Annotated in this window: 21 protein-coding genes; 15 read left to right on the top strand and 6 right to left on the bottom strand. The window is 63.2% G+C overall.

The window, feature by feature from the left end:
• Nucleotides 1-62: 62 nt before the first annotated feature.
• Together OO258_RS15175 and OO258_RS15170 are read left to right on the top strand one after the other, a co-directional pair.
• Nucleotides 63-1,625, top strand: a complete 1,563-nt coding sequence (locus OO258_RS15175) for an AAA family ATPase (protein WP_110746219.1) — start codon at nucleotides 63-65, stop codon at nucleotides 1,623-1,625.
• Nucleotides 1,626-1,870: 245 nt separating this feature from the next.
• The gene (locus OO258_RS15170) at nucleotides 1,871-2,149 is read left to right on the top strand and encodes a TfoX/Sxy family protein (protein WP_110746216.1); all 279 of its coding nucleotides are present in this window, start codon (nucleotides 1,871-1,873) and stop codon (nucleotides 2,147-2,149) included.
• A 181-nt stretch (nucleotides 2,150-2,330) separates the two neighbouring features.
• Here OO258_RS15170 and OO258_RS15165 read toward each other — a convergent pair whose 3' ends face one another.
• The 4 genes from OO258_RS15165 to OO258_RS15150 are packed head-to-tail and all read right to left on the bottom strand — an operon-like array spanning nucleotide 2,331 to nucleotide 5,952.
• A complete protein-coding gene (locus OO258_RS15165) occupies nucleotides 2,331-3,215 on the bottom strand; it encodes a ChaN family lipoprotein (protein ID WP_266031303.1) in 885 nt (294 codons plus the stop codon).
• Between the two features lie 51 nt (nucleotides 3,216-3,266).
• Entirely contained in the window at nucleotides 3,267-4,034 is a 768-nt protein-coding gene (locus OO258_RS15160; protein ID WP_266031301.1) for a heme ABC transporter ATP-binding protein, read from the bottom strand.
• The gene (locus tag OO258_RS15155) at nucleotides 4,034-5,017 is read right to left on the bottom strand and encodes a FecCD family ABC transporter permease (RefSeq protein WP_266031318.1); all 984 of its coding nucleotides are present in this window, start codon (nucleotides 5,015-5,017) and stop codon (nucleotides 4,034-4,036) included. Before OO258_RS15155 ends, OO258_RS15160 begins: the two co-directional genes overlap by 1 nt.
• A gap of 50 nt (nucleotides 5,018-5,067) precedes the next feature.
• On the bottom strand, nucleotides 5,068-5,952 hold the full coding sequence (locus OO258_RS15150) for a heme/hemin ABC transporter substrate-binding protein (protein ID WP_266031300.1): 885 nt from the start codon (nucleotides 5,950-5,952) through the stop codon (nucleotides 5,068-5,070).
• A 148-nt stretch (nucleotides 5,953-6,100) separates the two neighbouring features.
• On the opposite strand from OO258_RS15150, the gene OO258_RS15145 reads away from it, so the two are divergent.
• On the top strand, nucleotides 6,101-6,418 hold the full coding sequence (locus OO258_RS15145; protein WP_266031298.1) for a Rieske (2Fe-2S) protein: 318 nt from the start codon (nucleotides 6,101-6,103) through the stop codon (nucleotides 6,416-6,418).
• On the opposite strand, the gene sfsA is transcribed toward OO258_RS15145, so the two are convergent.
• Both sfsA and OO258_RS15135 read right to left on the bottom strand, forming a co-directional pair.
• On the bottom strand, nucleotides 6,408-7,121 hold the full coding sequence (gene sfsA / locus OO258_RS15140) for a DNA/RNA nuclease SfsA (protein ID WP_266031296.1): 714 nt from the start codon (nucleotides 7,119-7,121) through the stop codon (nucleotides 6,408-6,410). The two genes, OO258_RS15145 and sfsA, sit on opposite strands and share 11 nt — an antisense overlap.
• Nucleotides 7,121-8,293 (bottom strand): pyridoxal phosphate-dependent aminotransferase, encoded by a 1,173-nt coding sequence (locus tag OO258_RS15135; RefSeq protein ID WP_266031295.1) that lies wholly within the window; start codon nucleotides 8,291-8,293, stop codon nucleotides 7,121-7,123. Before OO258_RS15135 ends, sfsA begins: the two co-directional genes overlap by 1 nt.
• A gap of 210 nt (nucleotides 8,294-8,503) precedes the next feature.
• Here OO258_RS15135 and dksA point away from each other — a divergent pair, with 210 nt between their 5' ends.
• The 12 genes from dksA to OO258_RS15075 all read left to right on the top strand — a co-directional run bounded on the left by dksA (nucleotide 8,504) and on the right by OO258_RS15075 (nucleotide 24,369).
• Nucleotides 8,504-8,950, top strand: a complete 447-nt coding sequence (gene dksA / locus OO258_RS15130) for an RNA polymerase-binding protein DksA (protein WP_016501618.1) — start codon at nucleotides 8,504-8,506, stop codon at nucleotides 8,948-8,950.
• A gap of 63 nt (nucleotides 8,951-9,013) precedes the next feature.
• Nucleotides 9,014-9,901 carry a tRNA glutamyl-Q(34) synthetase GluQRS gene (gene gluQRS, locus OO258_RS15125; protein WP_266031317.1) on the top strand — a complete coding sequence of 296 codons (888 nt, stop codon included), beginning with the start codon at nucleotides 9,014-9,016 and terminating at the stop codon, nucleotides 9,899-9,901.
• Nucleotides 9,902-10,145: 244 nt separating this feature from the next.
• Nucleotides 10,146-10,322, top strand: a complete 177-nt coding sequence (locus OO258_RS15120) for a hypothetical protein (RefSeq protein WP_003250005.1) — start codon at nucleotides 10,146-10,148, stop codon at nucleotides 10,320-10,322.
• On the top strand, nucleotides 10,306-13,281 hold the full coding sequence (locus OO258_RS15115) for a sensor histidine kinase (protein WP_177410769.1): 2,976 nt from the start codon (nucleotides 10,306-10,308) through the stop codon (nucleotides 13,279-13,281). The genes OO258_RS15120 and OO258_RS15115 overlap by 17 nt, the downstream gene beginning before the upstream one ends.
• Nucleotides 13,282-13,285: 4 nt before the next feature.
• A complete protein-coding gene (locus OO258_RS15110; protein ID WP_266031292.1) occupies nucleotides 13,286-14,734 on the top strand; it encodes a sigma-54-dependent transcriptional regulator in 1,449 nt (482 codons plus the stop codon).
• A gap of 962 nt (nucleotides 14,735-15,696) precedes the next feature.
• Complete coding sequence (locus OO258_RS15105; RefSeq protein ID WP_266031290.1) at nucleotides 15,697-17,085, top strand: polynucleotide adenylyltransferase PcnB; 1,389 nt, start codon at nucleotides 15,697-15,699, stop codon at nucleotides 17,083-17,085.
• Nucleotides 17,082-17,561, top strand: coding sequence for a 2-amino-4-hydroxy-6-hydroxymethyldihydropteridine diphosphokinase (gene folK / locus OO258_RS15100; RefSeq protein WP_266031288.1), 480 nt, complete (start codon nucleotides 17,082-17,084; stop codon nucleotides 17,559-17,561). The genes OO258_RS15105 and folK overlap by 4 nt, the downstream gene beginning before the upstream one ends.
• A 262-nt stretch (nucleotides 17,562-17,823) precedes the next feature.
• A complete protein-coding gene (gene panB / locus OO258_RS15095) occupies nucleotides 17,824-18,624 on the top strand; it encodes a 3-methyl-2-oxobutanoate hydroxymethyltransferase (RefSeq protein WP_266031286.1) in 801 nt (266 codons plus the stop codon).
• Complete coding sequence (gene panC / locus OO258_RS15090; RefSeq protein WP_266031284.1) at nucleotides 18,621-19,484, top strand: pantoate--beta-alanine ligase; 864 nt, start codon at nucleotides 18,621-18,623, stop codon at nucleotides 19,482-19,484. Before panB ends, panC begins: the two co-directional genes overlap by 4 nt.
• Before the next feature lie 176 nt (nucleotides 19,485-19,660).
• Entirely contained in the window at nucleotides 19,661-21,325 is a 1,665-nt protein-coding gene (gene pgi / locus OO258_RS15085) for a glucose-6-phosphate isomerase (protein WP_266031282.1), read from the top strand.
• Between the two features lie 197 nt (nucleotides 21,326-21,522).
• Nucleotides 21,523-23,457, top strand: a complete 1,935-nt coding sequence (acs, locus tag OO258_RS15080; protein WP_266031280.1) for an acetate--CoA ligase — start codon at nucleotides 21,523-21,525, stop codon at nucleotides 23,455-23,457.
• Nucleotides 23,458-23,499: 42 nt separating this feature from the next.
• Nucleotides 23,500-24,369: an oxygenase MpaB family protein gene (locus OO258_RS15075; protein ID WP_266031278.1), complete on the top strand. Its 870-nt coding sequence runs from the start codon at nucleotides 23,500-23,502 to the stop codon at nucleotides 24,367-24,369.
• The last annotated feature ends 47 nt before the right edge of the window (nucleotides 24,370-24,416 follow it).

Raw genomic sequence — 24,416 nt, 5'->3', positions numbered from 1 at the left:
CAGGGACGGCACCATTGACCATAATGGCGCATTCGAATTCCCTGCCCCCGGAAGGATTTGCCGTGAGCCAAGCTCTTATCACTGCGTTGCAGAACCCAGCCCTGTACCCCCACCCCGTGGATGGGTTCCAGCTCATCGAGACGCATATCTCCTGGGTCCTGCTCACTGGCGAGTACGCCTACAAGATCAAGAAACCGATGAACTTCGGCTTCCTCGACTTCACCGAACTGGGCCAGCGCCAGCATTTCTGTAACGAAGAGTTGCGCCTGAACCAGCGCCTGACCGAAGGCCTGTACCTGGACGTATTGCCGATCACCGGTAGCGCCGACACGCCGCAGCTGGGTGGCGAAGGCGAAGCCATCGAATATGCATTGAAGATGCGCCAGTTCCCGCAGGGGCAGATGCTCAGCACCCTGCAGGCCAATGGCGAGTTGAATGCCACGCACATCGACCAGATGGCCCGGCAGATCGCCGAGTTCCACCTGCAAACCCCCAAGGTATCTGCCGAGCAGCCCTATGGCTCGCCTGAAAGCGTCATGGCCCCGGTCGAGCAGAACTTCGAGCAGATCCGCCCATTCCTCAGCGACAAGGCCGACCTGCTGCAACTGGACAACCTGCAGGCTTGGGCGCGAAGCAGTTTCGAGCGGCTGCAAGGCCTGTTCGCCTCGCGCAAGGCCAATGGCTTCACCCGCGAGTGCCACGGCGACATCCACCTGGGCAACGCTACCCTGATCAACGGCCAGGTGGTGATCTTCGACTGCATCGAGTTCAACGAACCGTTCCGCATGACCGATGTCTGGGCCGACACCGGCTTCCTTGCCATGGACCTGGAGGATCGAGGCCTCAAGTGCCTGGCACGCCGTTTCATCAGCCAGTACCTCGAGCTGACCGGCGATTATGAAGGCCTGGAAGTGCTCAACTTCTACAAAGCCTACCGGGCCCTGGTACGGGCCAAGGTCGCGCTCTTCAGCATGCCGGCCAATGCCGATGGCGTGCAACGTGCCACCACCCTGCGCACCTACCGCAATTACGCCAATCTGGCGGAGAGCTACAGCGCCATACCGTCGCGCCTGCTGGCCATCACCCACGGCGTTTCGGCGGTGGGCAAAAGCCACGTGGCCATGCGCATGGTCGAGGCCCTGGGTGCGGTGCGCGTGCGTTCGGACGTTGAGCGCAAGCGCCTGTTCGGCGAACAGCAGCAAGCCGACGCTGGCCACTTGAGCACTGGCATCTACGACCAGGACGCCAGCGCCGCTACCTACCAGCGCCTGCACGAAATAGCCGCAACCGTGCTGCAGGCTGGCTTCCCGGTGGTACTGGATGCCACCTACCTCAAGCGGGAGCAGCGCCAGGCCGCAGCAGACGTCGCCAGCCAGACTGGAGTGCCATTCCTGATTCTCGACTGCCACGCGCCGGATGCAGTGATCGCCAGTTGGCTGGAGCAGCGCCAGGCCGAGAACAGCGACCCGTCGGACGCTACCCTGGACGTGGTCAAGGCCCAACAGGCCAGCCGCGAGGCGCTGGATGCACAGGAGCTGGTGCAGAGCACCCCGGTCGACACCCAGACTGCTGGCAGCATGGACCAGGTGATCGAGCAGATTCGCCAGCGTTTGCCAGGCCTGTAAGTTCATCGTTTCCCTGCAGTGGCCGCTTCGCGGATAAACCCGCTCCCACAGGTACTACGCCAACCTTGAGGCTTGTAGACCAGTTTGTGAGAGCGGGCTCACCCGCGAAGGGGTCGGCACAGTGAGCGGCAGCTCATCGCCCCGATGGCAAAAGGCCGCGCATTTCATATCCCCCGCTACACTCCTCTCTGACCTGCTCGCGATTTATCTCCCCATGACCCGTTCAGCCATCGCAAGGAGGCTCGATGAACGATGAATTGCAGCATCTGAAGAACCTTGGCAAGACCTCTGCGCAGTGGCTGCATGCAGCCGGCATCCACAGCGCATCGGATTTGCGTCGCCTGGGCGCGGTGGGTGCATACCAGGCCGTGAAGACACGAGGGTTTCGCGCATCGAAGGTGCTGTTGTATGCCATTGAGGGCGCCCTGCTGGACATGCACTGGAACGATTTGCCACTCGAACGCAAAGAAGCACTCAACCAACAGCTGGATGCAAAAAGCCCTGCACAAAAAAATCCAAAATAATCGAGAAAAGGGGATTGACGGCTAAATGAGAATTGTTATGATTATCACAACTGGTCGCGAGACTGGTTGGATAACCTAAGAGCCCCTGGTTCGGACTCTCAGATTATCTCCTCATCAGGCTAATCACGGTTATTGACCCGGCAATTTGCCGGGTCTTTTTTTGCCTGGCGTTCGGTACGTCTTATCGCTTCAGTTGAGCGCAGTAATCCTGCTCCGGCATCGCCGCGGTGTACCACACGTAGTCGGCTTGCCCTGCTTCAACCCGTTCACCCACTTCAGCCAGCAACAGCACCTTGCTCTCACCCTGCGCGCCCAGATCACTCAGGTGCAACGGCACCCCCAGGTCCTTGCGCACGTGGTAGGCCCCGGCAAACAGCAACGCCGGTAGCGGCGCCGCCAACAAGCGCTCGGCCATGCGTCGGTCCCGCTGCTGTTGCACGGCCAGCATCGCTGGTAACTGGCTTTCTGGCAGCATCCCGCAATGCCCGGCGCGCACCTGCTCCAGCAGAATCGCTTTCACGTTCGCAGCATTGGACTTTTCGCCCGGCAACGGCGCCGGTTGCCGATAAGCCTGGCGCATCTCGCCTGGCGAAAGGTTGGCGGCCAGCAGGGGTACCTGCTGGTGCAGGGCTTCACGCACGATCGGCCCGTACAACTGCCAATCCCAACCCTCCTGCCAGGCCAGTGCTTTGGGCACGTCTGCCGGCAAAGGCTGCCCCGCAAGCTTTTCCACCAGCGGCTGTTGTTCAGGTTGCAGCATCTCAAGCAACAGGCTGCCTTGGGTACGCTGGCTATTCAGGGCGCGCAGCAACCACAGTTGCAGCGCGTGATGGTCGGGGTTGTCGTGCTTTTCGCCGACCAGCACTCGCGGGACGACAGCCAGGCGCTGCACCAATTGATCAGGGCTGATTACCTGCCCATTAGCGAGATCGACAATATGCCCCAGTTCGGCATCGGTGCGCCCTTCACTACTCTGCCAGGCAGGCAGCGGGGGCAGGCTGGCCTGGCAGCCGCCCAGCGCCAGCAGCAGGCACAGCGAAAAACCGGACAGCAGCGGGTGTCGCATTGGCATTTCCTCCATTGATGACCTGCACGGTTCCCAGCGGGCGCGCCAGCCTCAACGGGTGATGATCAGCGGATGACCCCGCTCCGGGTGCGCCTGCACCAGCACATCGATCCCGTAAACCGCCTTCAGCGCCGCCGGTGTCAACACGTGTTCAGGCGCGGCAAACACATGGCAGCGCCCCTGTTCCAGCAACAGGATACGGTCACAGTAGCGCGCCGCCAGGTTCAGGTCATGCAGGATCACCAGCACCGCAGCACCACGGTCGGCAAAGCGGCGCACCGCCTCCAGGGTGGTGTGCTGGTGCAGCGGGTCGAGCATCGAGGTGGGCTCGTCTAGCAGCAACGTCGAGCCCTCCTCTCCCGGCCACAACTGCGCCAGCACACGGGCCAGGTGGACCCGCTGTCGCTCGCCGCCGGACAATGCCAGGTAACTGCGTTCCAGCAGATGCCAGGCATCCGCCGCCTGCAAGGCCGCTTCGACAATTTCCGAATCGCGTCGCTGCCCGGTGCCATGAGGCATGCGCCCCATGGCTACCACTTCCTCGACCCTGAACGCAAAGCCCAGGCTGGACACCTGGGGCAGCACCGCCAGGCGCCTGGCCCGTTCCTGCCCTGCCCAGTCAAGCAGCGGGCGGCCTTGCAATGTCACCTGCCCACGATCGGGCGCCAACTCACCGCAAAGCACGCCCAGCAGGCTGCTCTTGCCGGCCCCGTTGGGGCCAAGCACACCCACAACCTGCCCTGGGTGCAACGCGAGGTGAATGTCATGCAATACCTCATTGCTTCCCCGCCGCAGGTGCAGACCCTCGACTTGCAACATCAACTGCGCCCTCGCATCAGCAGGAACAGAAAGAACGGCGCACCGATAAAGGCGGTGACGATCCCGATCGGCAGTTCGGCCGGTGCCAGCAGCAACCGCGCCGCCAGGTCGGCAAACAACATCAGTACGCCCCCGGCCATTAGCGAGGCTGGCAGTACCACGCGGTGATCCGGCCCGGCCAGCAGGCGCACCAGGTGTGGCACTACCAGGCCAATGAAGCCAATCAGCCCGGCAGCCGCCACAGCGGCGCCAACGCCCAGCGCCGTGCAGAACACCAGCTCACGCTTGAGCCGCTCCACATCGACCCCCAGGTGACGCGCTTCGGACTCCCCCAGCAGCAAGGCATTCAGCGCCTTGGCCCGGCGCGGCAGCCACACTGCAACGCCCGCCGCTACCAGCAACAATGGCCATAGCCGTTCATAACTGGCGCCGTTGAGGCTGCCCAGGTTCCAGAAGGTAAGCGTGCGCAGGGTGGCGTCGTCGGCCAGGTAGGAGAACAACCCCACGGCCGCGCCGCCCAGCGCGGTCATCGCTACGCCAGCCAGCAGCATGGTGGCGACGTTGGTCTGCCCATCACGACGCCCAAGGCGGTAGACCAGCGCAGTTACACCCAGCCCGCCGACGAACGCGCAGAACGACAGCAGGTAGGGTGCGAAAACTTCCGGCATGCCGCCAAACCAGGCACCGCCGACAATAGCGACCGCGGCCCCCATCGCCGCACCAGCGGCCACCCCGACCAGACCGGGGTCGGCCAGTGGGTTGCGGAACAATCCCTGCATGGCCACCCCGGACAGCGCCAGCACCGCGCCCACCGCCAGCCCCAGCAAGGTACGCGGCAGGCGGATCTGGCCAAGAATCATCTCGGCCTGTTGCAGCCCGTCGGCGGCGATGGGCAAGCCCAACAGCCGCAAGCCCGCGCGAAGGGTATCGAACAGCGGCAAACTGACCGGCCCTAACGCCAGTGACAGCCACACCGCCAACAGGCATAGCAGGCTCAGGCAAATGAACAACGTTCGTGGCTGTACCCGCTGTTTCATTGTGCGAAGCTGGCCTTGGCTGCCGGGTAGAACGCAACTGCCAGCGATCGCAAGGTCGCCGGCAGGCGTGGGCCGAGCCCACCGACCAGCAATGTCGGGTCGAGTGACACCAGGCGTTTTTCCCGCACGGCACGCGAAGCGGCCAGCGCCGGGTTTTCTTTCAGCAGCGCCTGCAAAGCCTGCTCATCAGCCAACGCTCGGTCGGAGAACACGATCACATCAGGGTCCAGCGCCGCCAATGCTTCGTTGGAAAAATGCTTGTAGCCCTGATGCTCTGCCAGGTTGCGCCCACCTGCCTGGCCCAGCAGCCAGTCACCCGCGGTGCCCTGCCCGGCGATCAGCGGCTTGGCCCCGGCATGCCCGACCAACAGCAACACCCCCGGCGCCTTGTGCCCGGCCTGGGCCTGCTTGGCCTTGGCCTGCACGGCTTCAATCTGCTGGTGGTAACCGGCCGCCAAAGACGAAGCCTGTTCTTGTGCGCCAAGCAACTGCCCCAGGTGCTTGAGGTTCTCATCCACCGCCGCCAACTCGGCCTTGCTGGAGAACAATTCCACCCGCACGCCCGCCTTGCGGATTTGCGCCAGTACCGGTGGCGGGCCCATTTCATCTGTGCCCACCAGCACATCCGGGCGCAGGCTGAGAATGCCTTCGGCCGACAGTTGGCGCTGGTAACCCACGCTGGGCAGTGACTTCAATGAGGCCGGGTGCTGGCTGGTGGTGTCCACGCCAACCAGGCGTGCTTCACCGCCCAGCGCGGCGATCCACTCGCTCAGTGCGCCACCGGCACTGACCCAGCGTTGCGGCAGCTCGGCCGCCAGGGCCTGGGTAGAGAGCACAAGGCTTGCACACAGGGCGAGCAAAGCGGCGGGACGGCGCATCATCGGGTTCCTTCTGAAGGCGGGCCGCGCGCCTTGTGGCGGGCGGCGGAACTGCGCACCATAGGCAGCCGGGCGCAGCGAATGCGGGCAATTTGATAATTATTCGCATTGACGCGTCAAGCCATCATCTGTTTCACGAGTCGTCCTTGCCATGCACTTCCTCTGTCCTTCACACAGCCTGGCCGAAGGCCACAGCCGCGCCTTCAGCGTAGACGGCCTCGAACTGTTCGGCGTGCGCCGCCAGGGCCAGGTGTACCTGTACCGCAACCGCTGCCCGCACAAGGGTATCCCGTTGAACTGGGCAGAAGATGCGTTTCTCGATGACAGCGCCAGCCTCATTCACTGCGCCCACCACGGCGCGTTGTTCCTGATCGAAAGCGGCGAATGCGTGGCCGGCCCCTGCGAGGGCGAGCAACTTCAGGCCATTGGCTGCCACGAGGACAGCCAGGGCATCTGGTTCAAGGGTTGAGCAGCACGGGCAGGCGGCGGTCGATGACGATGCCTTCGGCGTCCAGGCGCGTGCCATAGGCCAGCACCTCGACGCCATCGGCCACTGCGGCGCGCAGGGCCTGGGCATAGGCCGCGTCGATTTCTGCCGCCGGGCGCACGGCGTCGACGCCGGTCAGGTTCACGCAATACAGCTGTACTGCTCGCACACCCTGCCGGGCCAACGACGCCAGCTCGCGCAGGTGCTTGGCGCCGCGCTGGGTCACCGCATCGGGGAACGCTGCGACAGTGCTGTCGGGGTAACCCAGGGTGACGCTCTTGACCTCGACATAGGCCGGCGCGCCATCGAACTCCAGGCGGAAGTCGATGCGGCTGCCCTCCTCGCCATAGGCCACTTCACGCTTGAGCGCGGTAAACCCGGCCAGCTCGGCGATAGTGCCGGCGCGCAAGGCCTCTTCGACCAAGGCATTGGCCCGACCGGTATTCACGCACGCCAGCCGGCCCTGCGGGGTTTCGCTGATTTCCCAGGTGCCCGGCAGCTTACGCTTGGGGTCGTTGGTGCGGCTGAACCATACCTGCCCGCCTTCACGCATGCAGTTGAGCATGGAGCCGGTATTCGGGCAGTGGATGGTCATCAGCTCGCCGCTGGCCAATTCGATATCAGCGAGAAAACGTTTGTAGCGGCGCAGCAGGCGGCCTTGCTCAAGATTGGGAGAAAAACGCATCAGCCTTGCCAACTCCGCAGGCCCCGGGCAATTCGCTGTACCGCCTCTTCCAGGCGTGGCAGGCTCTGGGTGTAGGCAAAGCGCACATGATGCCCGGCCAGGTGGCGCCCGAAGTCCAGACCCGGCGTGAAGGCCAGGTGCTCGGTCTCGAGGAAGTGCCGGCAGAAGGCGAACGCATCACCGCCAAAGGCGCTGATGTCGGCGTACAGGTAAAACGCACCCTGTGGCTCGACGGCAATGCCAAAGCCCAGTTCGCGCAGGGCAGGCAACAGGTAGTCGCGGCGGCGGGCAAACTCGGCGCGGCGTTGCTCCAAAATGGCCAGGGTTTCCGGCTGGAAACACGCCAGCGCGGCATGTTGGGCCATGCTCGGTGCACTGATGTACAGGTTCTGGGCCAGCTTTTCCAGGTCGGACACTGCACCCGGGGGGGCCACCAGCCAGCCCAGCCGCCAACCGGTCATGCCGAAATACTTGGAAAAACTATTCAGGACAAACGCCGAGTCATCGACTTCCAGCACGCTCGGCGCATCCATGCCATAGGTCAGGCCATGGTAAATCTCGTCCACTACCAAGTGGCCATGGCGCTCATGGGTGGCCTTGGCAAGGCTGGCCAGCGCGTCACGGCCCAGTACGGTGCCGGTCGGGTTGGCAGGCGAAGCGACCAGGGCACCGACGGTATCCTGGTCCCAGTGGCGCTCGACCAGGTCGGCGGTCAGCTGGTAATTCACCTCCGGGCCCACCGGCACCAGCTGCGCCCCGCCCTCGACCAGGCGCAGGAAGTGGCGATTGCACGGGTAACCCGGGTCTGCCAGCAGCCAGTGCTTGCCCGGGTCGACCAGCAGGCTGCTGGCCAGCAGCAGCGCGCCAGAGCCACCCGGGGTAATCAGAATGCGCTCCGGGTCGATGCCCAGGCCATAGCGCTGCTCATAAAAGCCCGCGATCGCCTCGCGCAGGGCCGGCAGGCCTCGTGCTGCGGTGTAGCGCGTGTGCCCGGCGGCCAGCGCGGCCTGGCCGGCGGCGACGATCGGCGCGGCCGTAGTGAAGTCCGGCTCGCCGATTTCCAGGTGGATCACGTCGTGCCCGGCCGCCTGCAGCTCATTGGCCCGGGCCAGCAGCGCCATGACGTGGAAGGGTTCGATGGCGCGGCTGCGCGCACTGTAGGGGTGGGCCATGACCTTCTCTCAATTGGGTCTAAACTGGAGATTCTACCTCTGCACGCCAACGAACGTACGGCTCGCGCCGATGTCAACAAGCAGGATCGGGCGGGGTAGCGCACCCCCGATCTATCTGGTAAGTTCGGCGGCTCGCAGTCGCAGGGCCGGCGGTCGCCGGGGATGGAGCATCCTGCGCATTGGATCAGATGAGTGAGAGGCGGTCTATTCATGTCCACCGTAGAAAAGCAAAAAACCGGTCAAACCATGTACGGTGTCGAGCCCTATAAAGAGACCAAGGGCGAAGAGTACATGGGCGAGCCCATGAAGAAGCACTTCACCAAGCTTCTCAATGCCTGGAAAGGCGAGCTCATGCAAAGTGTGGATCGCACTGTAGACCACATGAAGGATGAAGCTGCGAACTTCCCTGACCCGGCCGACCGTGCCAGCCAGGAAGAAGAATTTGCTCTGGAGCTGCGCAACCGTGACCGCGAGCGCAAGCTGATCAAGAAAATCGACAAGACCCTGCAGAAGATCCAGGACGAAGATTACGGCTGGTGCGAGTCGTGCGGTATCGAAATCGGCCTGCGCCGCCTCGAAGCCCGCCCAACCGCCGACCTGTGCTTCGACTGCAAGGAAATCGCCGAGAAAAAGGAAAAAACGGTCGGCAAAGGCTGATCTTTCTTCCACCTGAACGGGGCGCATCATGCGCCCCGTTTCATTTATATGCCCAGCCAGACCATGACCCACTCCAGCTACATCGGGCGTTTCGCCCCCACCCCCAGCGGTTTCCTGCACTTTGGCTCGCTGGTGGCCGCCCTCGCCTCCTGGCTCGATGCCCGCGCCGTCAATGGCCGCTGGCTGCTGCGCATGGAAGACACCGACCCACCCCGTGAAATGCCCGGTGCCCGGGATGCGATCCTGCAGACGCTCGAGCGCTACGGCCTGGAGTGGGATGGCGAGGTTGTGTTCCAGAGCCAGCGCCACGATGCCTATGCCGCAGTAGTCGACCGCCTGTTCAACATGGGCCTGGCCTACGCCTGCACCTGCTCGCGCAAGCAGCTGGAGGGTTACAACGGCATCTACCCAGGCTTGTGCCGTAACGCCGGGCATGCCCGTGAAGGCGCGGCGATCCGCTTGCGGGTGCCGGAGCTTATCTATCGTTTTACCGATCGGGTGCAGGGGGAATATCAGCAACACCTGGGCCGTGAGGTGGGCGATTTCGTCATCCAGCGGCGCGACGGGCTCTATGCCTACCAGTTGGCGGTAGTACTGGACGATGCGTGGCAGGGTGTTACCGACATCGTGCGCGGCGCCGACCTGCTCGACAACACCCCGCGCCAGCTATACCTGCAGGAGCTGCTGGGCTTTTCGCAACCACGCTACCTGCATATACCGCTGATCGTGCAGCCGGATGGGCACAAGCTGGGCAAATCGTACCGCTCGCCGCCACTGCAGGCGGAGCATGCTACACCGCTGCTGTTGCGGGCATTGCGGGCGCTGGGGCAGGAGGCAGACCCGGAACTTCTGTTGGCTACGCCAGCTGAGGTACTGGCAGTCGCGCGCACACAATGGCGGCCGGACGCGATCGCACAGCGGACCACAGTGCCAGAGGCTGATTTGCGCTGAACCTTTACCGGCCGCTTCGCGGGCGCGCCCGCTCCCACAGGAACCACGCCACCTTGAAGACCTGTGGTCTACCTGTGGGTGTGGGCATGCCCATGAAAGCGCGGCCACAGGCAAAGGCCCCCTAAAAACAAAAGCCCATTAAATTCAAACCCTTGGCGAACGCTGTGGATTCCCGCTAGCATCCCCCCTGCCATTTGCGCCAATAATAAGTTCAAGCCCGCAGCGCCCAACCATCGAGGCCAGCATGTACATCTATCGTTTGGTCCTGCTTTTGGTCGTGGGGATCTACCTGTTCTCCCCGGCCATCATGGACTGGTGGATCGAACCGACCGGAGCCTGGTACCGCCCCTACCTGCTCTGGCTGATCCTGATCGTCGTCACCTTTATCCTGCAGAGCCAACGAGATGCCGATGAGCTTTAGCCTGACCCAGATGATCCTGATCAGCGCCGGGTACCTCATGGTGCTGTTCGGCGTGGCCTGGATCAGCGAGCGTGGGCTGATCCCGCGCGCAATCATTCGCCACCCACTTACCTACACCCTGTCGCTGGGTGTGTATGCCAGTGCCTGGGCTTTCTATGGTTCGGTGGGCCTGGCCTACCAGTACGGCTACGGCTTCCTCGCCTGTTACCTGGGGGTGTCCGGCGCGTTCCTGCTGGCACCGGTGCTGCTGTACCCGATCCTGAAGATCACCCGCACCTACCAGCTTTCATCACTGGCCGACCTGCTGGCGTTCCGTTTTCGCAGCACCTGGGCCGGGGCTTTGACCACCATCATCATGCTGATCGGCGTGCTGCCGCTGCTCGCCCTGCAGATTCAGGCGGTGGCCGACTCGATCAGCATCCTCACCGGTGAGCCAGTCAAGGCCCGGGTGGCATTTGCCTTCTGTACATTGATCATCCTGTTCACCATTTTCTTCGGCTCGCGGCACATCGCCACGCGCGAAAAGCATGAAGGCCTGGTATTCGCCATCGCCTTCGAGTCGGTGATCAAGCTGCTGGCACTGGGTGGCATCGGCCTGTATGCGCTGTACGGCGTGTTCGGCGGCCCACACGAGCTGGAAGTCTGGTTGCTGCAGAACCAGACCGCCCTGGCAGCCCTGCACACCCCGCTGCAGGAAGGCCCATGGCGCACCCTGCTGCTGGTGTTCTTCGCCTCGGCCATCGTCATGCCGCACATGTACCACATGGCCTTCACCGAAAACCTCAACCCGCGCTCGCTGGTCAGCGCCAGCTGGGGCCTGCCGCTGTTCCTGCTGCTGATGAGCCTGGCGGTACCGCTGGTGCTGTGGGCCGGCCTGCGCCTGGGCGCCAGCACCAACCCCGAGTACTTCACCTTGGGCCTGGGCATTGCCGCGAACAACCAGGCTCTGGCGCTGCTGGCTTATATCGGCGGCCTGTCCGCCGCCAGCGGGTTGATCATCGTCACCACCCTGGCCCTGTCGGGCATGGCCCTCAACCACTTGGTACTGCCGCTGTACCAACCGCCGGCCGAGGGCAATATCTACCGCTGGCTGAAATGGACTCGTCGTGCGCTGATCGTCGCCATCATTACCGCCGGTTTCATGTTCTACCTGACTCAGAACAACCACCAGAGCCTGGCCAATCTGGGTATCGTTGCCTTTGTCGCCACATTGCAGTTCCTGCCAGGGGTACTGTCGGTGCTGTACTGGCCAACCGCCAACCGCCGTGGCTTCATCGCCGGGCTGCTGGCCGGCACCCTGGTGTGGATGGTAACCATGCTGCTGCCGCTGCTGGGCAACCTGCAGGGTTTCTACATCCCGCTGCTGGACATGATCTATGTGCTGGACGATACCAGCTGGCACATGGCGGCCATTGCTTCGCTGGCGGCCAACGTGCTGCTGTTCACCCTCATCTCGCTGTTCACCAACGCCAGCAGCGAAGAGGTCAGCGCCGCCGAAGCCTGCGCGGTGGACAACGTGCGCCGCCCGCAGCGCCGTGAGCTGCACGCTGCCTCTCCGCAGGAATTCGCTACCCAGCTGGCCAAGCCGTTGGGTGCCAAGGCTGCGCAAAAAGAAGTGGAGCAGGCCCTGCGTGACCTGTACCTGCCGTTCGACGAGCGCCGCCCTTATGCCCTGCGCCGTCTGCGCGACCGAATCGAGGCCAACCTGTCGGGCCTGATGGGGCCAAGCGTGGCCCAGGACATGGTCGAAACCTTCCTGCCGTACAAGTCCGGTAACGAAAACTACGTGACCGAGGACATCCACTTCATCGAAAGCCGCCTGGAAGACTATCACTCGCGCCTGACCGGCCTGGCTGCCGAGCTGGATGCCTTGCGCCGTTACCATCGGCAGACCCTGCAAGAGTTGCCCATGGGTGTCTGCTCACTGGCCAAGGACCAGGAAATCCTCATGTGGAACAAGGCCATGGAAGAGCTCACCGGCATTGCCGCCAAGCACGTGGTCGGCTCACGCCTGGTGACCATCGGCGAACCCTGGCGCGGCCTGCTGCAAGGCTTCATCAATGTGCCCGACGAGCACCTGCACAAGCAGCGCCTGGCCCTGGACGGCCAACCGCGCTGGCTGAACCTGCACAAAGCGGCCATCGACGAGCCGCTGGCCCCGGGTAACAGTGGCTTGGTGCTACTGGTGGAAGACCTCACCGAAACCCAGGCGCTGGAAGACAAACTGGTGCATTCCGAGCGCCTGGCCAGCATTGGCCGCCTGGCTGCGGGCGTGGCCCACGAGATCGGCAACCCCATCACCGGCATCGCCTGCCTGGCGCAGAACCTGCGCGAAGAACGCGAAGGCGATGGCGAGATCACCGAGTTGTCCAGCCAGATCCTCGAACAGACCAAGCGCGTGTCGCGAATCGTCCAGTCGCTGATGAGCTTCGCCCATGCCGGCGGTAGCGTCCAGAACAGCGAAGAACCCGTGTGCCTGGCCGAAGTGGCACAGGACGCCATCGGCCTGCTGGCATTGAACCGGCGCAATTTCGAAGTACAGTTCTTCAACCTCTGCGACCCGGACCACTGGGCCGAAGGGGACCCGCAGCGCCTGGCCCAGGTGCTGATCAACCTGCTTTCCAATGCCCGCGATGCCTCGCCGCCCGGCAGTGCCGTGCGTGTGCGCAGCGAAGCCAGCGAGCACACCGTCGACCTCATCGTCGAGGACGAGGGCAGCGGGATCCCGAAGAACATCATGGACCGCCTGTTCGAACCGTTCTTCACCACCAAGGACCCGGGCGAAGGAACCGGACTGGGGCTCGCTCTGGTCTATTCCATCGTGGAAGAGCATTATGGGCAAATCACCATCGACAGCCCGGCCGATATCGAACGGCAACGTGGCACCCGGATCCGCGTGACCCTGCCCCGGCATGTCGTAGCGACGTCCCCTGAAATTCGAGACCGTCGAGAGAATTGAATCAATGCCGCATATTCTGATCGTCGAAGACGAAACCATCATCCGCTCGGCCTTGCGTCGTCTGCTTGAGCGGAACCAGTACCAGGTCAGCGAAGCCGGCTCGGTGCAGGAAGCCCAGGAACGCTTCAGCATTGCCACCTTCGACCTGATCGTCAGTGACCTGCGCTTGCCAGGCGCGCCTGGCACCGAGCTGATCAAGCTTGGCCAAGGTACCCCGGTGCTGATCATGACCAGCTACGCCAGCCTGCGCTCGGCGGTGGACTCGATGAAAATGGGCGCGGTGGACTACATCGCCAAGCCCTTCGACCACGACGAGATGCTGCAGGCCGTGGCACGCATCCTGCGCGACCGCCAGAACGCTCCGGCCGCTGCACCGGCTGCCGAGCCACGCGTCAGCAATGGCAAGGCTGCCCCGGCCGAAAAAGGTAGCGCCACAGCGGCCAATGGCGAAATCGGCATCATTGGCTCGTGCCCACCCATGCAGGACATGTACAGCAAGATACGCAAGGTCGCACCTACCGACTCCAACGTGCTCATCCAGGGCGAGTCGGGCACCGGTAAAGAGCTGGTGGCCCGCGCCCTGCACAACCTGTCCCGACGGGCCAAGGCACCGATGATCTCGGTAAACTGTGCGGCCATTCCCGAAACACTGATCGAGTCGGAACTGTTCGGCCACGAAAAAGGTGCGTTTACCGGCGCCAGCGCGGGCCGCGCCGGCCTGGTGGAGGCTGCCGACGGCGGTACGCTGTTCCTCGACGAAATCGGCGAATTGCCGCTCGAGGCCCAGGCCCGCCTGCTGCGTGTCCTGCAGGAAGGCGAGATTCGCCGGGTAGGTTCGGTGCAGTCGCAGAAGGTCGATGTGCGCCTGATCGCAGCGACCCACCGCGACCTGAAAAACCTTGCCAAGGCTGGGCAGTTCCGTGAGGACTTGTACTACCGCCTGCACGTGATCGCCCTGAAGCTGCCGGCCCTGCGCGAGCGCGGCAGCGACGTCAACGAGATTGCCAGTGCCTTCCTCGCCCGCCAGCGCGCACGCATCGGCCGTGACGACCTGCACTTCTCAGCCGAGGCCGAGCAGGCCATTCGTCACTACAGCTGGCCAGGTAACGTGCGTGAGCTGGAAAACGCCGTGGAACGAGCGGTGATTCTTAGCGAGAGCGCAGAAATTTCCGCCGACCTGCTGGGTATCGACATCGAGCTGAGCGACCTGGAAGAGGATGACATCCTCGACAATGCCTTGGTCGCAGCGAGTTCTGGCGGCAACAATGCCAGCCACGAGCCGACCGAAGACCTGTCGCTGGAGGACTACTTCCAGCATTTCGTGCTCGAGCATCAGGACCACATGACCGAGACCGAACTGGCACGCAAGCTCGGCGTCAGCCGCAAGTGCCTGTGGGAACGCCGTCAGCGCTTGGGCATTCCACGGCGCAAGAGCAACGCCACCAGTGAGTAATTGAGTTCGGCACAGCATTGTTGTCGCCTTCGAGATCGAGCGCCGCCCGCGCGGCGCTTCGCGGGGCAAGCCCGCTCCCACATCTGTTTCGGGCCAATATCTCCTGCCACCATTGGCGCGCGGCCCCTTGCTGCACGACGTGACATTGAATGGAACAACAGAGGGGCGAGCGCCGATAGCTCAGGATTGATTGGCCCGAAACAAATGTGGGAGCGGGCTTGCCCCGCGAAGCGCCGCGCGGGCGGCGCTCGATCTCTCAGGCGCTGAATGCTTGACGGAGAACTCCCCAGGTAACACCTCAGCCCCCCCAAAAATCTGTTACCCAACCTTTTCGCCGTAACAGTTCCCGAGGCGTACGGTAACGAAATCCCGCCATTTTGGACCTGCCGGAAACCGCCAAATTCTCTCAAGCCCTTGATTTTAAAGGGTTTCAAAAAGTTGGCACGGCACCTGCTATATGCTTAGTACAAAAACAATAACAAGCACTGAATCTAAAATAAGAACAAGACGAAACGGCTCACGCACAATAAAAACAAGACGGCGGAGGCGCAGCTAACTGATTCTTTTGGAGAGGATGCGTGTTTGGGGCTTGCCCCACGACCAGGCAGAGAACAACAAAAACTGCACTAAAAAGCAGCGCCTGAACTGGTTGGATCGACAGATCAACGTGACATCAGCGGCCAAAGCAATCCGTTTGCTCTTTACCCCCGGTTTGGGGGTCGTCCACAAGCTTTGAGATTTGTGGGCAGGGCACTCAACAAAAACAAGAAGCCCAGCAAAAAAATAATAAGAGCACGCAACGACACTTCTTGGGGAGCTTAGGCTCCCCTTGTCGTTTCTGTCTTCCTGGCAGGCATCCTGCTACCCGCCTACACCATTCCCTGAGTAAATGCTAGAATCCCCGCCCATCATGCGGCCATTCTCCTATTCTTGGCCGAACATTCCTTCAAACAGTGCATCCCATGCTGAAGAAGCTGTTCCAGTCGTTCCGCCCGCCCGTACCGGGCCAGCACCACAGGCGCACCACGCCTGAGGTGATCAACAAGAGCCAGCACTCGCTGCAGCGCCACCAGTTCAGCCGCCATGCGGTGAACATTGTCGAGCGCCTGCAAAGTGCCGGTTACCAGGCTTACCTGGTCGGTGGCTGTGTCCGCGACCTGATGCTCGGCATTACGCCGAAGGACTTCGACGTCGCCACCAGCGCCACCCCCGAACAGGTCCGAGCCGAATTCCGTAACGCGCGCATCATTGGTCGCCGCTTCAAGCTGGTCCACGTGCATTTTGGCCGTGACATCATCGAAGTCGCCACTTTCCGCGCCCACCACTCGGACGAAGACCAAGGTGACAGCCACCGTTCGTCGCATAACGCCAGTGGTCGTATCCTGCGTGACAACGTGTACGGCACCCTTGAAGAAGACGCGCAACGCCGCGACTTCACCATCAATGCCCTGTACTACGACCCGGTCAGCGAGCGCATCCTCGACTACGCCAACGGCGTGCACGATGTACGCAACCGCCTGCTGCGGCTGATCGGCGACCCTACCCACCGCTACCAGGAAGACCCGGTGCGCATGCTGCGCGCGGTGCGTTTCGCCGCCAAGCTGGACTTCGGTATCGAGAAGCACACATTCAAGCCGATCCGCGAACTGGCGCCATTGCTGCGCGAAATCCCGCCAGCGCGCCTGTTCGAAGAATGCCTCAAGCTGTTCCTGTCCGGCCAAGGCGCCATCGCCTTCGAAATGCTCGTCGACCTGGAGCTGTTCGAACCCTTGTTCCCGGCCAGTGCGCACGCCCTGGAAGAGCGCCCAACCTACACCCACACGCTGATCAGCCAGGCACTGAACAACACCGACCTGCGGGTGAAGCAGGGCAAACCGGTGACGCCAGCCTTCCTGTTCGCTGCACTGCTGTGGCCTGCCCTGCCGGCGCGTGTACTGCACTTGCAGAACCAGGGCGTGCCGCCGATTCCGGCCATGAATGGCGCAGCCCACGACCTGATCGCCGAGCAATGCGCGCGCATCGCCATTCCCAAGCGCTTCACCCTGCCGATCCGCGAGATCTGGGACATGCAGGAGCGCCTGCCTCGCCGCAGTGGCAAGCGCGCCGACATGCTGCTGGACAACCCGCGCTTCCGCGCCGGTTACGACTTCCTGCTGCTGCGTGAAAGTGCCGGGGAAGAAACCGACGACCTGGGCCAGTGGTGGACCGATTACCAGGATGCCAACGACAGCGAGCGTCGCGAGATGATTCGTGAACTGGGCAGCCGGGACGAAGGTAGCGCAGCCGGCCCGCGCAAACGCAAGCGCAGCGGCAGCAAACGCAAGCGCAGTGGTGACGAGGCGTTCGAGTGAAGACGCGCGCCTACCTAGGCCTGGGCAGCAACCTGGACGCACCTGCCGAACAGCTGCGCAGCGCCTTGCAGGCGCTCGACCAGGTTGAAGCCACACGCCTGGTGGCAGCCTCGGCCTTGTATACCAGCGATTCGCTGTTACCCGGCCAGCCGCGTTACACCAACGCCGTCGCTGCCGTGGACACCGCCCTGGCGCCACTGGCCCTGCTCGATGCGCTGCAGGCCATCGAAAACGACCAGGGCCGCGTGCGCAAAGAGCGCTGGGGGCCACGTACGCTGGACCTGGATATCCTGCTGTTCGGCGACCAGGTGCTCGACGAGCCACGCCTGAAAGTGCCCCATTACCACATGCATGCTCGCCCTTTCGTACTGTACCCGCTGGCCGAACTGGTGCCGGGGGACTTCCGCCTGGCCGATGGGCGCGCCCTCGCGCAACTGCTCGAGGAATGCCCATTCGTCGGCCTGGAACGCCTGTGAACCGGGCGTTCCAGGCGGCTACACACTCCCGGTAACGCCCGTAACACCCTGATCGTAACAATGCGGTAACAGGGTGATTGACTTCCCCCACCTCGCTCACGACTATAGGCGTCCCGTGTGGCACCAAAGTGCCGCATACCCGTATTTAGGCCCGGACGGACCTGTGCCCGAACATCACGCGCGATGATGTGCCGCTCCGGAAGATGACTACACACGTTGAATGCAGTCGTTTTTTACAGCGCCTGAACGAGGAATTTCCGACATGCCTGAAGTAACCCTCACCACCCTCAATGGCCTCAAGGCCAAGGGTGAAAAGATCACCATGCTGACCTGCTACGATGCGACTTTCGCCAAGGCGGCGAGCCAGGCCGGCGTTGAAGTGTTGCTGGTGGGCGACTCGCTGGGGATGGTCCTGCAAGGCCACGACAGCACACTGCCGGTCACCACTGCGGACATGGCCTACCACACCGCCAGCGTCAAGCGTGGCAACGATGGCGCGCTGATCCTCGCCGACCTGCCGTTCATGGCCCATGCCACCCCGGAACAAGCCTTTGCCAACAGCGCCACGCTGATGCAGGCCGGCGCCCACATGATCAAGATCGAAGGCGCGGCCTGGCTGGGCGAAACCATCCGCCTGCTGGCCGAGCGTGGCGTGCCGGTGTGCGCACACATGGGCTTGACCCCGCAAACCGTCAATGTGCTGGGCGGCTACAAGGTGCAGGGCCGCCAGGAAGCCCAGGCCCGCCAGATGCGCGCTGACGCCATTGCCTTGGAGCAGGCCGGTGCGGCCATGCTGCTGCTTGAATGCGTTCCCAGCGAACTGGCGGCAGAAATCACCAATGCCGTGGGCATCCCGGTAATCGGCATTGGCGCCGGCAGCGCCACTGATGGCCAGGTTCTAGTGCTTCACGACATGCTTGGCCTGTCGCTGAGCGGCCGGGTCCCCAAGTTCGTGAAGAACTTCATGCAAGGCCAGCCAGATATCCACAGCGCCCTCGTCGCTTACGTCGAGGCCGTCAAGCAAGTCAGCTTCCCAGGCAGCGAACACGGGTTCAGTGCATGAATACAGTCAAGACCGTTCGCGAACTGCGCGCGGCAGTAGCCCGCGCACGCGGTGAAGGCAAGCGCATCGGCTTCGTGCCGACCATGGGCAACCTGCACAGCGGCCACGCCGCGCTGGTGACCAAGGCGGCGCAGCGTGCCGATTTCGTGGTCGCCAGTATCTTCGTCAACCCGCTGCAGTTCGGTGCCAACGAAGACCTCGACAAATACCCGCGTACCCTTGCCGCCGACCAGGAACGCCTGCTGCAGGCCGGCTGCAACCTGCTGTTCGCGCCCACCGTGGAAGAGATGTACCCCGACGGCATGACCGTACAGACCCGCGTCAGCGTGCCCGGGCTTTCCGAAGGCCTGTGCGGCGCCAGCCGACCCGGGCATTTCGAGGGCGTGGCCACGGTGGTCAGCAAGCTGTTCAACATGGTCCAGCCGGACCTTGCCGTGTTCGGCGAGAAAGACTTCCAGCAGTTGGCGGTTATCCGCGCCATGGTGCGGGACCTGAACATGCCGATCCAGATCATTGGCGAACCGACCGTACGGGCGGAGGATGGCCTGGCGCTGTCGTCGCGCAATGGTTACCTCACGCCGGAGCAACGTGCGACTGCGCCGGTGCTGTACCGTACGTTGCAGCACATTGCAGCGGCCATCAGCCGTGGCCAACGGGATTTTGCCGCACTGGTCGCTGAAGGGCAGGCACAGCTGAGTGCTGCGGGTTTGCGCCCGGATTATCTGGAAGTGCGCCATGCTGTGAGCCTGCGCCCGGCCATGATCGATGATCGAGACCTGGTGGTGATTGCGGCGGCTTACCTGGGTAACACACGGTTGATCGACAACCTTTACCTGCATGTGGAAGAAAAAACCGCGTAACGGCCTGGGCTGCCTGGCAGCCCATTCGCGGCAAGAGCCCGCTTCCACAGGGGCTCCAAAATCACTCCGCCATACCCATTCCCAGCGCGTGGCCTTTGCCTATAATGATGCCAGCCTGAACCCGGCAACGACTGCCGTGTCCAAGGCCTCACCACGCACCAAGGGAATCCCGCGCAATGGCGTATTACCGTACACCCCACGATGTGACGGCGCTGCCCGCCTGGCAGGCGCTTCAGCAACACCGCGACGCCATGCAGAGTTTCAGCATGCGCGAAGCCTTCGCCGCCGATGCCAAACGCTTCGACCAGTTTTCCCTTAGCGCCTGCGGCCTGTTCCTCGACTACTCGAAAAACCTGATCACCGAGCAAAGCCGCGACCTGCTGGTCAAACTGGCCGATGAGGTGGGCCTGCAGGACGCCATCAAGGCGATGTTCGGCGGCGAAATCGTCAATGCCTCCGAAGGCCGCCCGGTGCTGCACACCGCGCTGCGCCGGCCCGTGGGCGACAAGCTCAGTGTCAATGGCACGAACATCATGCCGGAAGTGCACAAGGTACTGAACCAGATCACCGAGCTGGTTGGCCGTATCCACGATGGGCTGTGGCGCGGCTACAGCGAAAAGCCGATCACCGACGTGGTCAACATTGGCATCGGCGGCTCCTTCCTTGGCCCAGAGCTGGTGTCCGAGGCGCTGTTGCCCTATGCCCAGCGCGGTGTGCGCTGCCATTACCTGGCAAACATCGACGGCAGTGAATTCCACGAGCTGTCGGCCAGCCTGCGTGCCGAAACCACGCTCTTCATCGTCTCGTCGAAGTCGTTCAACACCCTCGAGACGCTGAAAAATGCCATGGCCGCTCGTACCTGGTACCTGGCCCAGGGCGGGTCGGAAGCCGAGCTGTACCGCCACTTCATCGCCGTTTCCAGCAATAAGGCCGCCGCGGTGGCCTTCGGTATTCGCGAAGAGAACATCTTCCCGATGTGGGACTGGGTGGGCGGGCGTTATTCGCTGTGGTCGGCCATCGGCCTGCCAATCGCCCTGGCCATCGGCATGGCCAACTTCAAGGAACTGCTGTCCGGTGCCTACACCATGGACCAGCACTTCCAGACCGCGCCATTCGACAAGAACATGCCGGTACTGCTGGCCCTGCTGGGCGTGTGGTACGGCAATTTCTGGAATGCCAGCAGCCACGCGATCCTGCCGTACGACCATTACCTGCGCAACATCACCAAGCACCTGCAGCAGCTGGACATGGAGTCCAACGGCAAGAGCGTGCTGCAGGACGGCACCCCGGTGAAGACCGACACTGGCCCGGTGATCTGGGGCGGCGTCGGCTGTAACGGCCAGCACGCTTACCATCAGTTGCTGCACCAAGGCACCCAGCTGATTCCGGCCGACTTCATCGTACCGGTCGTGAGCTTCAACCCGGTGGCCGACCATCATCAATGGCTGTACGCCAACTGCCTGTCGCAGAGCCAGGCGCTGATGCTCGGCAAGACCCGCGACGAAGCCGAAACCGAATTGCGTGGCAAAGGCCTGAGCGAAGCGGACATCGAAAAGCTGGCCCCGCACAAGGTGATCCCGGGTAACCGCCCGAGCAACACCTTGGTGGTCGAGCGTATCAGCCCGCGTCGTCTCGGCGCGCTGGTGGCGATGTACGAGCACAAGGTGTTCGTGCAGAGCGTGATCTGGGGTATCAATGCCTTCGATCAGTGGGGCGTGGAGCTGGGCAAGGAGTTGGGCAAGGGCGTATACCAGCGCCTGGTCGGCAGCCTGGAAGACAGCGCCGAAGACGGCTCTACCCAAGGCCTGATCAACTATTTCCGCGGCCGTCACCGCGGTTGATTCGAGACCTTCGCTAGCCTCTTCGCGGGTTTGCCCGCCCCCGCAGGCACAACACAGCCGTCCACGGCTGTGCGGTACCTGTGGGAGTGGGCAAGCCGGCGAAGTGGCCTGCACAGGTTGAACACCGCTCCCAGCTACACTGTCCTATCGAATAGCCGTTGCAGTCCCTCGCCCCTTACAAGAGCAGGACCACCGCCATGTTCGATATCCGCAATTACCCCCAGGCCCTGGCCGTCAGCCAGTCCGCCGCCCTCACCCCCGAAGACTACCGCCGCCTCTACCGCCAGTCGGTCGAAGACCCAGACACCTTCTGGGCCGAACAGGCCAAGCGCCTGGACTGGATCAAACCCTGGTCAAGCGTGCAGCAATGCGACCTGCGTACCGGCAAGGCCCGCTGGTTCGACGGTGCTCAACTCAACGTCAGCTTCAACTGCATCGACCGCCACCTGGCCAAGCGCGGCGAGCAGACCGCCCTGCTTTGGGAAGGCGACGAGCCGGGCGACTCCAAGGCCATCAGCTATCGCGAACTGCATCGCCAGGTTTGCCGCCTGGCCAACGCGCTGAAAGCACGCGGGGTAAACAAAGGCGACCGGGTGTGCATCTATATGCCGATGATCCCTGAGGCGGCCTTTGCCATGCTCGCCTGCACCCGCATCGGCGCCATCCACTCGGTCGTGTTCGGCGGCTTCTCGCCCGATGCCCTGCGCGACCGCATCCTCGATGCCGACTGCCGCACGGTGATCACCGCCGATGAAGGGGTGCGCGGTGGCAAGCGCATCCCTCTGAAACAGAATGTCGACAAGGCACTGGCCAGTTGCCCTGCAGTCAGCAGCGTGTTCGTGGCGCGTCGCACGGGTGGCGATGTCGCCTGGACCGAAGGCCGAGACCTCTGGTACCACGAGGCAACGGAACAGGCAGGCGACACTTGCGCCCCCGAGCCGATGGATGCCGAAGACCCGCTGTTCATCCTCTACACCTCTGGCAGCACCGGCAAACCCAAGGGGGTACTGCACACCACTGGGGGTTACCTGCTGCAGGCGACCATGACCTTCAAGGTCGTGTTCGACTACCGTGACGGCGAGGTGTTCTGGTGCACCGCCGACGTTGGCTGGGTCACCGGCCACAGCTACATCGTCTATGGCCCGCTGGCCAATGGTGCGATTTCGCTGATGTTCGAGGGCGTGCCCAACTACCCGGACACTTCGCGCTTCTGGCAGGTGGTGGACAAGCACCAGGTGAATATCTTCTACACCGCCCCAACTGCGCTGCGTGCGCTAATGCGCGAGGGCTCGGCGCCACTGCAGAGTACCTCGCGCAAAAGCCTGCGCCTGCTGGGCAGCGTCGGCGAACCGATCAACCCCGAAGCCTGGGAGTGGTACTTCGAGGAGGTAGGGCAAAAGCGCTGCCCCATCGTCGATACCTGGTGGCAGACCGAAACCGGCGGCATCATGCTCACGCCACTGCCGGGCACGCAGTCACTCAAACCCGGCTGCGCCACCCAGCCCATGTTCGGCGTGCAACCGGTGCTGCTGGACGAAAAAGGCCAACCGATCGAAGGCCCCGGCGCCGGCCTGCTGGCGATCAAGGCCAGCTGGCCCGGACAGATCCGCAGTGTCTACGGCGACCACCAGCGTATGGTCGACACCTACTTCAAGCCCTTGCCCGGCTACTACTTCACCGGTGACGGTGCCCGCCGCGATGCCGATGGCGACTACTGGATCACCGGGCGCATCGACGATGTGATCAACGTTTCCGGGCACCGCATCGGCACCGCTGAAGTGGAAAGCGCGCTGGTACTGCATGACAGCGTGGCCGAAGCAGCGGTGGTCGGCTACCCCCACGACCTCAAGGGCCAGGGCGTCTACGCCTTCGTCACGACCATGAATGGCGTGTCGCCGGATGACGCACTGAAGGCCGAGCTGCTGGCCCTGGTCAGCAAGGAAATCGGCAGCTTCGCCAAGCCCGAGCTGATTCAGTGGGCACCCGCGCTACCCAAGACGCGCTCAGGCAAGATCATGCGGCGTATACTGCGCAAAATCGCCTGCAATGAGCTGGACAACCTGGGCGATACATCGACCCTGGCCGACCCCAGCGTGGTGCAAGGCCTGATCGACAAACGCCTCAATCAGTAACCGGCGGCCACAGTTCCTGGCCGCCCTGCCCCGCAGGTCGCCATGGAAGCCCTTCGCCGCCGCATCGAAACCCAGGTCATGAGCCTCACCGGGCTGGCCCTCGGCCAGCTCGACCTCGAATCGCCCAAAGGTGACCCTGGCCTGTTCGGCCCACACAGCATCAGCTGGCAGGTACACGGCGACTTCCCGAGCATGCTCGTGGGCGGGATCAGTGCGCTGATGTTGCAGTTGTTGCATCCGCTGGCCCTCGCCGGGGTGTGGGACCATTCCAATTTTCGTGAAGACCTGCTGGGCCGCCTGCGCCGTACCAGCCAGTTCATCTCCGGTACTACCTTCGGCGCCACAGGCGATGCTGAATGGTTGATCGACAAGGTCCGCACCATCCACCTGCAGGTGACCGGTACCGCTGCGGATGGCCGACCGTATGCGGCCAGCGACCCGGATTTGCTGACCTGGGTGCATGTGGCGGAGGTCAGCAGTTTTCTCGCCGCCCATCTGCGCTACCGCAACCCACACCTGTCGCCCGCAGAACAGGATGCCTACTACGACGAAATCGCCCTGATTGCCGAGCGCCTCGGTGCACGTGACGTGCCGCGTTCACGCCAGCAGGTGGAAGATTACCTGCAACGCCTGCGCCCGCAGCTGCACTGCGACGCACGCAGCCATGAGGTGATGCAGATCCTGCTAGCGGCCCCCGCCCCCAGCCGGCTGGCACAACCAGTGGGCAAACTGATGCTGCACGCGGGTATCGACCTGCTGCCAGGCTGGGCCCAATCCATGCTCGGCCTGCAGCACGGGCCCTTGCAGCAACGCCTGATCCGCCTTGGCCTGAAACGTACTGCACCGGTGCTGCGCTGGGCCATGCGTGACGGCTCGGCGCACCGTGCCAGGCGGCGCATGGGCATTGACTGAGGGCAAATGGTCCGCCCAGCGGAACTGATTTAACGTGCCATACTCCA

It is taken from the genome of Pseudomonas sp. DCB_BI (genome assembly GCF_026240995.1).
Lineage (GTDB): Bacteria > Pseudomonadota > Gammaproteobacteria > Pseudomonadales > Pseudomonadaceae > Aquipseudomonas.
This window is presented reverse-complemented; position numbering and strand designations above follow the sequence as displayed.